Below are 12,395 nucleotides of genomic sequence, written 5' to 3' on the forward strand. Positions count from 1 at the left end.
CATGGCACCCGGAACCAGCGAATTGCATCGAATTGTCGGGGATGACTTTGCAAAGTCATCTCGCGTTTACATCAAATTTGCATAACCCGCTTGCGCTGCATCGCGGCATGGCGTTCAATCCGCCGGATGGCCGAACCGGCCAAAGGACGGAGGAATACGACGCATGCCCGAGTTTCAGAAGATTCTCATCGCCAACCGTGGCGAAATCGCCATTCGCATCATGCGGGCGGCGAACGAGATGGGAAAGAAGACGGTCGCCGTCTTCGCTGAGGAGGACAAGCTCGGGCTTCACCGCTTCAAGGCCGACGAGGCCTACCGCATCGGCGAAGGGCTCGGCCCCGTGGCGGCCTACCTGAGCATCCCCGAGATCATCCGCGTCGCCAAGGAGAGCGGCGCCGACGCGATCCACCCCGGCTATGGCCTGCTGTCGGAAAACCCCGAGTTCGTCGACGCCTGCGTCGAGGCCGGCATCGCCTTCATCGGTCCGCGCGCCGAGACCATGCGCGCGCTCGGTGACAAGGCCAGCGCCCGCAAGGTGGCCGTGGCGGCCGGCGTGCCGGTTATCCCGGCGACCGACGTCCTTGGCGACGACTTCGAGGCCATCGCCAAGGAGGCCGAGGAGATCGGCTACCCGCTCATGCTCAAGGCAAGCTGGGGCGGCGGCGGCCGCGGCATGCGCCCGATCGAGGGCCCGAAGGAACTCAAGGAAAAGGTGCTCGAGGGGCGCCGCGAGGCCGAGGCCGCCTTTGGCAACGGCGAGGGCTACCTCGAGAAGATGATCACCCGGGCCCGCCACGTCGAGGTGCAGATCCTCGGCGACAAGCAGGGCAACATCTACCACCTCTACGAACGCGACTGCTCGGTGCAGCGCCGCAACCAGAAGGTCGTCGAGCGCGCCCCCGCGCCCTACCTGTCGGAAGCGCAGCGCGAGGAGCTCTGCGAGCTCGGCCGCAAGATCTGTGCCCATGTGAACTACGAGTGCGCCGGCACCGTCGAGTTCCTGATGGACATGGACACGGGGGCTTTCTACTTCATCGAGGTCAACCCGCGCGTGCAGGTCGAGCACACCGTGACCGAAGAGGTCACCGGCATCGACATCGTGCAGGCGCAGATCATGATCGCCGAGGGCAAGAGCCTTGCCGAGGCCACCGGCAAGGCGTCGCAATACGACATCCGCCTGACCGGTCACGCACTGCAGACGCGGATCACCACCGAGGATCCGACCAACAACTTCATCCCCGACTACGGCCGCATCTCGGCCTACCGGTCGGCGACCGGCATGGGCATCCGTCTCGATGGCGGCACCGCCTACGCCGGCGGGGTCATCACCCGCTACTACGATTCGCTGCTGGTGAAGGTGACCGCCAAGGCCCCCACCCCAGAGCGCGCCATCGCGCGCATGGACCGGGCGCTGCGCGAGTTCCGCATCCGGGGCGTCAGCACGAACATCGAGTTCGTCATCAACCTGCTGAAGCACCCCACCTTCCTCAACAACCAGTACACCACCAAGTTCATCGACACGACGCCCGAGCTCTTCGACTTCAAGAAGCGCCGGGACCGGGGCACCAAGGTGCTGACCTACATCGCCGACATCTCGGTCAACGGTCACCCCGAGGTGCAGGGCCGCCCCGCACCCGCCGCCGAGCTGAAGCCGGCAAAACCGCCGGTGCCGCAGCACGAGACGCCGCCCGCCGGCACCCGCACCCTGCTCGAGGAGAAGGGCGCGCAGGCGGTGGCCGACTGGATGGCCGACCAGAAACGCCTGCTGATCACCGACACCACCATGCGCGACGGCCACCAGTCGCTGCTGGCCACGCGGATGCGGTCGATCGACATGATCAAGGTGGCGCCCTCCTATGCCGCCAACATGTCGGACCTGTTCTCGGTCGAGTGCTGGGGCGGTGCGACCTTCGACGTGGCCTACCGTTTCCTGCAGGAATGCCCGTGGCAGCGGCTGCGCGACATCCGCACCCGGATGCCCAACATCATGACGCAGATGCTGCTGCGCGCCTCGAACGGCGTGGGCTACACCAACTATCCCGACAACGTGGTGCAGAGCTTCGTGGCGCAGGCCGCCGACAGCGGCGTCGACGTGTTCCGGGTGTTCGACTCGCTGAACTGGGTCGAGAACATGCGCGTCGCCATGGACGCGGTCATCGACAGCGGCAAGATCTGCGAGGGCACGATCTGCTACACCGGCGACATCCTCGACCCCGACCGGGCGAAATACGACCTGAAGTACTACGTCGAGATGGGCAAGGCGCTGAAGGGCGCCGGCGCGCATGTGCTTGGGCTCAAGGACATGGCCGGCCTGCTCAAGGCCAACGCCGCCGGCGCGCTGGTCAAGGCGCTCAAGGAAGAGGTCGGCCTGCCGATCCACTTCCACACGCACGACACCTCGGGCGCGTCGATCGCCACCATCATCGAGGCCGCCCGCGCCGGTGTCGACGCGGTCGACGCCGCGATGGATGCGCTCTCGGGCAATACCTCGCAGCCGACGCTGGGCTCGATCGTCGAGGCGCTGCGCCACACCGACCGCGACACGCTGCTCGACGTGGGCACGATCCGCGAGATCTCGAACTACTGGGAAGCGGTGCGCGGCCAGTACACCGCCTTCGAGAGCGGCCTGCAGGCGCCGGCCTCGGAGGTCTACCTGCACGAAATGCCGGGCGGCCAGTTCACCAACCTCAAGGCGCAGGCGCGCTCGCTGGGGCTGGAAGAGCGCTGGCACGAGGTCGCCAAGACCTATGCCGACGTGAACATGATGTTCGGCGACATCGTGAAGGTGACGCCCTCGTCCAAGGTCGTGGGCGACATGGCGCTGATGATGGTGAGCCAGGGCCTGACGCGGGCGCAGGTCGAGGACCCGAAATCCGACGTCAGCTTCCCCGACTCGGTCATCGACATGATGAAGGGCAATCTCGGCCAGCCGCCGGGCGGCTTCCCCGAAAAGATCGTGAAGAAGGTGCTGAAGGGCGAGCAGCCCAATACCGAGCGCCCCGGCGCGCACCTGCCGCCGGCGGACCTGCCCGCCCTGCGCCAGGAGCTGCAGGACCGCTTCCCCGATACCGAGTTCGACGACGAGGACTTCAACGGCTACCTGATGTATCCCAAGGTCTTCACCGACTACGTCGCACGGCACGAGGAATACGGCCCGGTGCGCGTGCTGCCGACGCTGACCTATTTCTACGGCATGAAGCCCGGCGAGGAGGTCACCGCCGAGATCGACCCGGGCAAGACGCTCGAGATCCGGCTGATCACCGTGGGCGAGACCCAGGACGACGGCGAGGTGCGGGTGTTCTTCGAGCTGAACGGCCAGCCGCGCACGGTGCGGGTGCCGGACCGCAAGGCCAAGGCCACCAGCGCTGCGCGCCCCAAGGCCGAGATCGGCAACCTCAACCACGTCGGCGCGCCGATGCCGGGCGTCGTCGCCTCGGTCGTGGTGACGCCGGGCCAGCAGGTCAAGGAAGGCGACCTGTTGCTCACCATCGAGGCGATGAAGATGGAGACCGGCCTGCACGCCGAGCGCGACGCCACCGTCAAGGCGGTTCACGTGCAGGCGGGTGGCCAGATCGACGCCAAGGACCTGCTCATCGAGTTCGAATGAGCGGCACCGAGGGGATCGGGGGCGCTGCCCCCGTCCCGGACCTTCGTCCGGGACTCCCCCGGGATATTTGAGGCCAGAAGAAGCGCGCGACGGCGCGTCGGGAGGCGAAGGATGGCCCTGAGAGTGAGCGCGGCGGATCTCGTCGCGGAGGCGCGGGCCCGGGTGCCCGAGGTCGGGACCGCCGAGGCGATCGCACAGCATGGCGACCCGGACCTTGTGATCGTGGACATCCGCGACGTGCGCGAACGGCAGCGGAGCGGGGTGATTCCCGGCGCGGTGCATGCGCCGCGCGGGATGATCGAGTTCTGGGTCGATCCCGACAGCCCCTACCACAAGCCGGTCTTTGCCCAGCAGGGCAAACGCTACCTGTTTCACTGCGCCAGTGGCTGGCGCTCGGCGCTGACGGTGGCCACGCTGCAGGACATGGGCTTCGACGCCGCGCATCTGCGCGACGGCTTCACCGACTGGGTGGCGCAGGGCGGCCCGGTCGAGCAGCTCGCCCCGCGGGGCTGAGGGCCGACCGCCACCGCGGATCAGTCGACGGCAAGCACCGCGTAGAGCGCCGTGTCGGGCTGGTCCGAATCGACGGCGATCTCGTGCAGGCTGGCCTCGGGGTCGTGCACGGTGAACCCCGCCGCGCCGAGCCTTTCGGTCAGGGCGTCGGGCGTCTGGTCGAGGATCGCCGCGACCTCGGAGACGGTTCCCGACAGCATCACCTCGGCCAGCGCGAACTGCGGCGGGCGGCCGCCGCGCCCGGAGGCAGCGTCGGTGGGCAGCACGAAGGCCAGCGCGGCAAGCGCAGAGGCCCCGAGCGCCAGCCCGAAGACCGGCTTGCGCAGGTAGGCGGTCATCGGGCGCCAGTTCTTCCACAGGTGCAGCGCGAAAGGCAGGATCAGCACGATGCTGAGCCATTCGTGCATCGCGTGGAAGGCGCCCGCGTTCCAGTGGAAGAACAGCGCGACCCCGGAGATCAGCGCGACGAGGAAGAGCCCGGTGATGAGCGGCGTGGCGGTGCGGTTGAGAAAGCGCGTCATGGGATCCTGCCCGGCTGTCGTGAGCGTTGCGGCGACGGTCACGGGCGGTTGCCCCTGCGTCGTCAGCCTTTTCACGGCAGCCCGCCGGCGGCCCGTCGAAAATTTCCACGAAAAAGGTGAAAAATCCTCTTGCAGCCCGGCGCTGTAGGCTCTAAATCGCCTCCACCATCAAGGAGGCGGGCGTAGCTCAGGGGTAGAGCATAACCTTGCCAAGGTTAGGGTCGGGCGTTCGAATCGCCTCGCCCGCTCCAAGATGGACCCTTCGGCGACCACGGTCGTCGTAAACAGGAAGCGGGCGTAGCTCAGGGGTAGAGCATTACCTTGCCAAGGTAAGGGTCGTGAGTTCGAATCTCATCGCCCGCTCCAACATGCCAATCAAGGCATATATATATCTTAATGATTCCGGTCACACTGCAATCCGCTGGTGAAGGCACTGGCCAAACCGGATGTTGCTGGACGAAATCCGTTTTTAACCGGTTGGTCAGCGCAGCGTTCGGCCTGCGAGGGATTGCCCCCGATGGCACGACCAGCATGTGATCGTGACGCAGCGGGAAGATCCAGCTCCTTGCTTTCAGGGAAAGTACAGCAGCCTTCAGCGTCTCGTTTTGGAGAAGAGACTGCCCGGGGGCAAGTCACGGGGAAAAATGATCAGGCGGGCACACTGAGCCAGCCAAACGCTTCCCCCTTCTCTGGAAGGCTTCCGTGCACTTCACGGTGTCCATGGATCTTCTCGCGTTCAACCCGAGCGTCCTTCAGGCCCGCCCTCTATCATGTGCCTTGCGGACGCAGACTCCGCCGGCGAGGCCACGCTTTCGGCGGAAGAGTTCGAACGCGCTCCACCTCACCACGGTCACGCTCGGTCTCAACGACAGGTTTCAGGCGCTCGACGAAGACGGGAGTAGGTCGTCGAGCACGGACGAGATGGCCGCGCCCGGGCATACGAGAGAGCGCATGCGCCGGTCCTGGGGTGGGAGCCAGGAGAACTTACGTCACGTAGCATTGTTGTCGCCGACTAAAGCCCGCCCGGATAGGCAGTCGCTGAGGCGGGAAGTGACAGGTTGTGCCATTTCGGGGAGTTGATGGCTGCCTTTCCGGTGCTGTGCAAGACCGGGCGGACGCCGGTGAAATGCGCATCCGCACGCCGCGGCGACCGGCGGAAACGTCGAGAAGGCTGCTCCCGGCCTTCTTGATGAACACTAGCGGCATCAAGTCCAGGAGGCTTTTCGTACCGACGTGGACTGCGTGCGCTGCAAACTGGCGGCCACCCCTTCACACCTCCTTGCAAGCGGGTTCACTTTTTCGGGAACCCTCCAGCGCTGGAAGGCCGTTGAGCCGACGAGACCTAACCTTGGAGGTGCCGATGACCTATTCCCGCTTCGCCCTCATGATCCTCACCTCGACGGTGATCATGTTCGGGCTGATGTATCTGAACACCTATGCGTTCGAGCATGTCTTCTACAGCGAGACCCGCGTCTATATGGCAATCGTCATGGGTGCGACCATGGCCTTCGTCATGCTTGCCTTCATGGCGTCAATGTACCCCAGCCGAGCGGTCAACATCGCCATCTTCGCCGGCAGCATCGTCGTCTTCGCCGGCGCGCTGTGGCTGGTGCGCAGCCAGGTGACCGTGAACGGCGCAAGCTACATGCGGGCGATGATCCCCCACCATTCGATCGCCATCATGACCTCGGAGCGCGCCGGCATCGATGACGCGAGGGTGCGCAAGCTCGCCGACAGCATCGCCACGGCCCAGAAGAAGGAGATCGCCGAGATGCGCGCGCTGATCGAGGATGTCTCCGCCGGAAACGTCGTGAGCGAAATTTACGAAGATCCGCCCGCGCAGGAGGGCACGCTGCAGGACGCGCTGAACAACACGCTCCTGTCGAAGCTCGATCCGGCACCGCTGACCCGTGAGGAGGCCGGGGAAGCCATGCCCGAGGGGAACACCTGTGCCTTCCGCCGGACCCGCACCGAAGACCCGGTGCTGATCGCCGCCGCCGATGGCAGCGCTGCCGTCACCAAGCTCAACGGCATCATCCTGCCGCTGAACGGAGGAGAGGCCGATGGCAGCTACGCCACCGAGGGGCTCGAAATGGCGGTCGAACCGGTCGATGCGTCGCGGTCCGACAGCCATCTCACGTTCCGCCTCTCCCCTGGCCCCGAGGCGATCTATCGCGGCTTCTGGTCCTGCAGCGGCTGAGCCTGCAAACCTGCTCCGGTCCTGCACGGACATTCGAGCCGTGAAGCAGACACCGGGCAGGTCCGGGGAACGAGGGCTGGCGGGCTTTGCCGCACCGGACAGCCCTCGTCATCGCCTGGTCTGCAGTGGTGCGCCGGTGCGGGCGTCCGGTGGTTTCCTGATGGCAGAAATTCGCCTGACATAAACGTGTTCCGATCCGACGACGCAAAGCACTTGCCCGGGTGAGCGCCAGATGCGTAATTCCTTCCCATGCTGGGCAAGATTCGAGCCATTGTGATCTTCTGCGCCGTGACGCTTGTCACGGTCGGGATGTCTCTTGGCCCCGCAAATGCGGCAACGATGATTGCATGCGAGGCAGACGCGTCATCGGTGTCTCACCGTTCGTCGCTTCACTCGGATCATCACTCGGATCATCGCTCCCAGTTCATCCACGAGGCGCATGACGAGGTGAAAGCTTCGTTGGATCATCAGGCCGAGCACTGTTCGAGCCACGCGTGCGTCTTCGGGCTCTCGGAGAGCTCTCTCGCCCCGTCGGAGGGTTTGGCCGAGAAGCGTTTGGCCAGAGAGCCCTTTGCATCCTCGCTTGTGCCCCTCGCCAGCCCCGATGGGCTGCGGCGCCCTCCCCGCGCCTGAACATCGTTTCTGAGACCGCGGCTCTCCTGGGCCGCGCAATGAAGATGTTCTGAACACGGGACCTATCCCATGAAAATTCTGCATGCGGCTTTCTTGCCGCTGCTCGCTGCGGGCTGCGCGTCCGTGGCCGAGCTTGATGCCTCGCCGACGCTCGTCGCGGCGACAAATTCCGGCATGACGACACGCGTCGAGCCGGGTCCGACTGTCACCTACACACGTCATCCCATCGAAGAGCCCGGTGACTGGCGCGCTCTGAATGACGCCCAATCGGAGGAAAGCCGATGAGGCGCGCGACACTTCCGGCACTCGGCGCTGTTCTGCTTCTCGCGGCATGCGGGGACGCAGCACTGCAACAAAGCGCCAGCGCTCCCCGCGCCGGGTTTGCCTCTGTAGAAGCCGGGAGCCGCAAGGCTCTGGGCGCCGCTCCCGCATGGCATCTCTCTGCCGCCGAGATCGAGGCAAACGCATCGCGCGTCCATGCGCTGATCAACGGCAAGACGATCAGCGCGGACACGGCAGTACAGGTCGCACTCATCAACAACCGGGCGCTGCAAGCCAACTTCGCCGACCTCGGTCTTTCTTCCGCCGAGCTCTGGGAGGCGGCGATGGGGCCTGTCCCTTCGGTGGGCGTGTCGGTGTCGGGGCTGGCCGGCGATGTGTCCCGGTCTCTCGAAGCGACGCTGATCAACTCGTTGCTCGACCTCGCGACAACACGCTCCCGGACCGAGATCGCAGCGATCCACTTCCGGCAGGCAGAGCTTGCCGCTCTTTCCGAAACCATCGCGCTCGCCATCGAGACCCGGCGTGCCTGGATCGAAGCTGTGGGGGCTTTCGAAGCCGCCGCTCTGATCGGTCGGGCGCAAGGGACCGCCGACGCCGCCTCGGAACTGGCCGCGCAACTCGGCCGGACTGGCGCGATGAGCAAGGCGGACCAGGCGCGGGAACATGCCTTTACCGCCGAGCTCGCGGGCGAGCGCACCGCGGCCAGACTCGAAGCGCAACTCGCCAAGGACCGTCTCCTGCGGCTCATGGGGCTATGGGGTAGCGGCACGACTGTCTATGTGCCGGACGCCCTGCCATCCCTGCCAGGCCGGCCCCGTGCCTCGGCGGATATCGAACGCATGGCCCTGACCAACCGCGTCGATCTGGCGGCAGGCAAGCTTGAACTTGAGGCCGTGGCTCTCGAATACAAGCTCAGTGGCGAGACGCGCATGGTATCGGATGTCGCGCTCGCCGCCGGGGTCGAGTTCGAGGAGGCGGAGGGCGAGACGGAGCGCACCCCCGTTCTGGAAGTGGATTTCGAGATCCCGCTCTACGATACCGGCCGCCTCGTCTCGAAGCGCGGACAAATGGCGTATCTGCAGGCCGCCAGCACCCTTGCGCAGACCGCTGTCGATGCGCGGGCCGAAGCCCGCATGGCCTTTCGCGCGGTCACTGGGCGACACGCCGTTGCGCGCCATTGGCGGGACGAGGTCATGCCGCTCCGCAGGCAGATCGATGAAGAGGCCCTGCTGTCCTACAACGGCATGCTGACCTCGACGTTCGAGCTGCTCGAAGATGCGCGCGAAGGGCTCGATGCGCGTCTCTCAACCGCAGAAGCCAAGCGCGACTACTGGCTTGCCGAAACTGATGTCACCGCCGCGATCTGGGGGGGCGCCGTCGGCGCATCCTCCGAAGAGGAGGACGAAGAATGATGAACCGCAGACAACTTCTGGGTGCCGGCATCGGCGCGGGGGCGACCCTCGCCTCGGCAGCGATGGCCCAAACGCGCTTTCGCGATCTGCCCGAGGCAGCGAGCACCGAGAGCCCCTATACCCAGGTGCCGGAGCGTCCGGGTGTCGGACCGGACTACAATCCGGTCGTCACCCTGAATGGCTGGTCCCTGCCGTTCCGGATGAACGGGAACGTCAAGGAATTCCATCTGGTTGCCGAGCCGGTGGAACGCATCATGGCCGACGGGATGATCGCGCGCCTGTGGGGCTACAACGGTCAGTCCACCGGCCCCACGATCGAGGCCGTGGAAGGCGAACGGGTCCGCATCTACGTGACCAACCGGCTGCCCGAGCACACCTCGGTCCATTGGCACGGGCTGATCCTGCCTTCCGGCATGGATGGCGTGGGCGGGCTCAGTCACCCGGGGATTCCGCCGGGCAAGACCTTCGTCTACGAGTTCGACCTCACGAAATCCGGCACCTTCATGTACCACCCGCACGCCGACGAAATGGTGCAGATGGCGATGGGGATGATGGGGCTTTTCATCGTCCACCCGCGCAATCCCGAGTTCATGCCCGTCGACAGGGATTTCGCATTCCTTCTGGCGGCCTACGACATCGATCCCGGGACCTATATCCCGCGCGTGGCCGAGATGACGGATTTCAATCTCTGGACCTTCAACAGCCGGATCTTCCCCGATATCGACCCGCTGGTCGCCGGGAAGGGCGACCGGGTGCGCGTGCGCGTGGGCAACCTCACGATGACCAACCATCCGATCCACATGCATGGCTACGATTTCGAGGTCACCTGTACGGATGGCGGTTGGGTCCGTCCCGAAGCCCGCTGGCCCGAGGTGTCGATCGACATTCCCGTGGGGGCCATGCGCGCCTACGAATTCGACGCCGTGCATGAAGGGGACTGGGCCCTGCATTGCCACAAGTCGCACCACACCATGAACGCGATGGGGCATGAGCTTCCGACCGTCATCGGCGCCGACAAGCGACGGCTGACGGAAATGGTGCGACGCCAGCAGCCCGGCTACATGCCGATGGGCACTGCTGGCATGGCGGACATGGGCGAGATGTCCATGGAAATTCCCGAGAACACCATTCCCATGATGACCGGTTGGGGACCGCACGGGCCGCTCGAGATGGGAGGCATGTTCACCGTGATGAAGGTACGCGAGGGGATCGAGGCAGGCGATTACAGCGATCCCGGCTGGTATGAGAATCCCCCCGGCACGCAGGCCTACGAATGGACCGGTGAACTTCCGGACCCCGCATCCAACACCAGCCCCGAGACCATCCTCACGCCGCGCGGCGGCACGAGGCAGGGCTGACCTATCCGAGCAAAGGAGTACCAAAGCTCATGAAGAAAGCACTACTCACACTCGCGACCCTGCTCGCACCCACTTTTGCATCGGCGGCAGGGGAACACGCCGGTGGTCACGACGACGATCATGGCGCAATGAATGGCCACGCGATGGCGCTTGGCGCGCCTGCCGAAGGCGAGCCCACTCGCACGGTCGAGATCGTGATGAACGAGGACTACGACGCGGACTCCGTCTACGTCTTCGACAAGAAGGCTCTCGAATTCGCCGCCGGCGAGACCGTGCGTCTGCACATCATCAACGCTGGCGAAGAAGTCCATGAGTTCGTCATGGACACCGCAGCCGCCAATGCCGAGCACAAGGAACTGATGGCGAAGTTCCCCGAGATGGAACACGACGATCCCAACTCCGTCCGCCTTGAGCCGGGCGAGGAGGCCGAGATCCTCTGGACCTTCGGCGAACCCGGCACCTTCGAATTCGCATGCCTTCTGCCCGGCCATTACGAGGCCGGCATGCACGGCCCCCTGACAGTCAACTGATCCAAACGGAGACACCCCCATGAAACTTCTTTCGATTGCAGCCGCACTCGTCCTCTCGGCGACCGCAGCTTTCGCCCAGGACGACGATGGCATGAGCACCGGCACGGTGACCAAGGTCGACACCCAGTGGAACAAGGTCACCATCGATCACGGCCCCCTGGAAAACCTCGACATGCCCGCGATGAAGATGGTCTTCGTCGTAGCCGATGCCGCAATGCTGGACGGCTTGGCGGAAGGCACGGAAATCCGGTTCACCGCTGACCGGGTCAACGGCAAGCTGACCGTCACCGAGATGGAACAGCAGTGATCACTCTCCCGCGCCGGCCTCCGTCGGCGCGGGGCCTTCCGTCACTCTGGAGGTCCGCGTTGCTTCGACCATTTCCTTGAGTTGATCGGTTTCGACGAACCCGGGAACAAGCGCCTCGCCGGTGAAGAAGAAAGGCCCACCACTGCCCCCTAGCGCCTGCGTCAACCGCATCGAGGTTTCAATGTGCACGGCGACGTCCCGAGGATCGATATCCAGCCTTAGCCGATCCAAGCCCGGTCCGACCGCCTCGGCGACCCGCATGACAGAGGCTTCCTTCGCGCGCCCTTCGCCCCCCATCATTGCCCCGTGGAATTCCTCGGACTTCCCTTGCTCACGGGCTGCGAGCGCCGCCTTGGCGGCAAAGACGGCTCCCTCGCCGACGATGGGCCCTTCGCGGTAGACGAGCCGGATGTTCGGGTCCTCCCAGATCGGGGGCCTGATCTCGGGTTTCGCGCACCGCCTCGAGGACCAGTTCCTTGACCTGCGCCTCGTCAAGCTCCTGCGAGAGCGCAGGCGTCGGCAGCAGGGCTGCCATCGCCAGCCCGGGGATCGGTGTCTTCAGCGTCGTTTCAGTTCGCCCCGCTGTCCGCTTTCGTTCGTTCTGCCTGGGCTTGTTTCAGGTCTTCGGGCCAGGTCGACCGGATGTATCCCAGGATGTTCCGGATCTGTTGATCCGTCAGGCGGTCGCCAAAACCCGGCATGCCACTGTCGAAGTCCATGCCCCGTTGCGCCATCAGGGCCTCACCGCCCAGCTTGGTGTAGTCGAACAGGACACTGTCGGGGTGATGCCATGTGTGGCCGGTCTCGTCATGCGGCGGCGCCGGCAGACGCCCATCGGGGCCGGGTGAACGCCAGTCGGGCTCGCCCTCGAGCTCAGCCCCGTGGCAGGAGGCACAGTTCTCGGCGTAGAGCGTCTTGCCTTCGGCGATGTCCAGCGACGCCGCAGAGGCATTCTCGGTCGCCCCCTGTCCGAGGACGATCCAGAAGCCCGCAGCCGCAAGAACCGCGAAGACTGTTCCCATGACAAAGCCC

At 65.3% G+C, this 12,395-nt stretch carries 11 protein-coding genes and 2 tRNA genes; 10 read left to right on the forward strand and 3 right to left on the reverse strand.

Going from position 1 to position 12,395, the window contains the following annotated elements; genetic code table 11:
• The first annotated feature begins 163 nt into the window (after nt 1-163).
• Complete coding sequence (locus tag D6860_RS07100; protein ID WP_017467154.1) at nt 164-3,607, forward strand: pyruvate carboxylase; 3,444 nt, start codon at nt 164-166, stop codon at nt 3,605-3,607.
• A gap of 111 nt (nt 3,608-3,718) precedes the next feature.
• On the forward strand, nt 3,719-4,120 hold the full coding sequence (locus D6860_RS07105; RefSeq protein ID WP_076622151.1) for a rhodanese-like domain-containing protein: 402 nt from the start codon (nt 3,719-3,721) through the stop codon (nt 4,118-4,120).
• 20 nt (nt 4,121-4,140) lie between these two features.
• Here D6860_RS07105 and D6860_RS07110 read toward each other — a convergent pair whose 3' ends face one another.
• The gene (locus D6860_RS07110; protein ID WP_229743233.1) at nt 4,141-4,683 is read right to left on the reverse strand and encodes a DUF4405 domain-containing protein; all 543 of its coding nucleotides are present in this window, start codon (nt 4,681-4,683) and stop codon (nt 4,141-4,143) included.
• 134 nt (nt 4,684-4,817) lie between these two features.
• Here D6860_RS07110 and D6860_RS07115 point away from each other — a divergent pair.
• The 8 genes from D6860_RS07115 to D6860_RS07150 all read left to right on the forward strand — a co-directional run bounded on the left by D6860_RS07115 (nt 4,818) and on the right by D6860_RS07150 (nt 11,363).
• Nucleotides 4,818-4,892, forward strand: a tRNA-Gly gene (locus D6860_RS07115).
• 40 nt (nt 4,893-4,932) lie between these two features.
• Nucleotides 4,933-5,007: transfer RNA gene (locus D6860_RS07120), tRNA-Gly, on the forward strand.
• A 994-nt stretch (nt 5,008-6,001) separates the two neighbouring features.
• On the forward strand, nt 6,002-6,841 hold the full coding sequence (locus tag D6860_RS07125) for a DUF305 domain-containing protein (protein ID WP_076625218.1): 840 nt from the start codon (nt 6,002-6,004) through the stop codon (nt 6,839-6,841).
• A 702-nt stretch (nt 6,842-7,543) separates the two neighbouring features.
• Entirely contained in the window at nt 7,544-7,759 is a 216-nt protein-coding gene (locus D6860_RS07130) for a hypothetical protein (protein ID WP_017466954.1), read from the forward strand.
• The gene (locus D6860_RS07135) at nt 7,756-9,168 is read left to right on the forward strand and encodes a TolC family protein (protein WP_017466953.1); all 1,413 of its coding nucleotides are present in this window, start codon (nt 7,756-7,758) and stop codon (nt 9,166-9,168) included. The genes D6860_RS07130 and D6860_RS07135 overlap by 4 nt, the downstream gene beginning before the upstream one ends.
• On the forward strand, nt 9,165-10,526 hold the full coding sequence (locus tag D6860_RS07140; RefSeq protein WP_017466952.1) for a multicopper oxidase family protein: 1,362 nt from the start codon (nt 9,165-9,167) through the stop codon (nt 10,524-10,526). Before D6860_RS07135 ends, D6860_RS07140 begins: the two co-directional genes overlap by 4 nt.
• 29 nt (nt 10,527-10,555) lie before the next feature.
• Entirely contained in the window at nt 10,556-11,056 is a 501-nt protein-coding gene (locus D6860_RS07145) for a cupredoxin domain-containing protein (protein ID WP_076622155.1), read from the forward strand.
• 19 nt (nt 11,057-11,075) lie between these two features.
• Nucleotides 11,076-11,363, forward strand: a complete 288-nt coding sequence (locus D6860_RS07150) for a copper-binding protein (protein WP_076622156.1) — start codon at nt 11,076-11,078, stop codon at nt 11,361-11,363.
• Here the strand turns inward: D6860_RS07150 and D6860_RS07155 are convergent, their stop codons facing one another.
• A complete protein-coding gene (locus tag D6860_RS07155; RefSeq protein WP_229743232.1) occupies nt 11,364-11,858 on the reverse strand; it encodes a DsbA family protein in 495 nt (164 codons plus the stop codon).
• A 74-nt stretch (nt 11,859-11,932) separates the two neighbouring features.
• Nucleotides 11,933-12,385, reverse strand: a complete 453-nt coding sequence (locus D6860_RS07160) for a c-type cytochrome (RefSeq protein ID WP_017468877.1) — start codon at nt 12,383-12,385, stop codon at nt 11,933-11,935.
• Nucleotides 12,386-12,395 lie beyond the last annotated feature (10 nt).

The sequence above is a fragment of the Salipiger sp. D13 genome (assembly GCF_003703915.1).
Taxonomy (GTDB): domain Bacteria; phylum Pseudomonadota; class Alphaproteobacteria; order Rhodobacterales; family Rhodobacteraceae; genus Salipiger; species Salipiger profundus.

Bases quoted from the DNA above. Each gene is read 5' to 3' on its own strand.
- D6860_RS07100 (WP_017467154.1), top strand. From the start codon at position 164: ATGCCCGAGTTTCAGAAGATTCTCATCGCCAACCGTGGCGAAATCGCC.
- D6860_RS07105 (WP_076622151.1), top strand. From the start codon at position 3,719: ATGGCCCTGAGAGTGAGCGCGGCGGATCTCGTCGCGGAGGCGCGGGCC.
- D6860_RS07125 (WP_076625218.1), top strand. From the start codon at position 6,002: ATGACCTATTCCCGCTTCGCCCTCATGATCCTCACCTCGACGGTGATC.
- D6860_RS07130 (WP_017466954.1), top strand. From the start codon at position 7,544: ATGAAAATTCTGCATGCGGCTTTCTTGCCGCTGCTCGCTGCGGGCTGC.
- D6860_RS07135 (WP_017466953.1), top strand. From the start codon at position 7,756: ATGAGGCGCGCGACACTTCCGGCACTCGGCGCTGTTCTGCTTCTCGCG.
- D6860_RS07140 (WP_017466952.1), top strand. From the start codon at position 9,165: ATGATGAACCGCAGACAACTTCTGGGTGCCGGCATCGGCGCGGGGGCG.
- D6860_RS07145 (WP_076622155.1), top strand. From the start codon at position 10,556: ATGAAGAAAGCACTACTCACACTCGCGACCCTGCTCGCACCCACTTTT.
- D6860_RS07150 (WP_076622156.1), top strand. From the start codon at position 11,076: ATGAAACTTCTTTCGATTGCAGCCGCACTCGTCCTCTCGGCGACCGCA.
- D6860_RS07160 (WP_017468877.1), bottom strand. From the start codon at position 12,385: ATGGGAACAGTCTTCGCGGTTCTTGCGGCTGCGGGCTTCTGGATCGTC.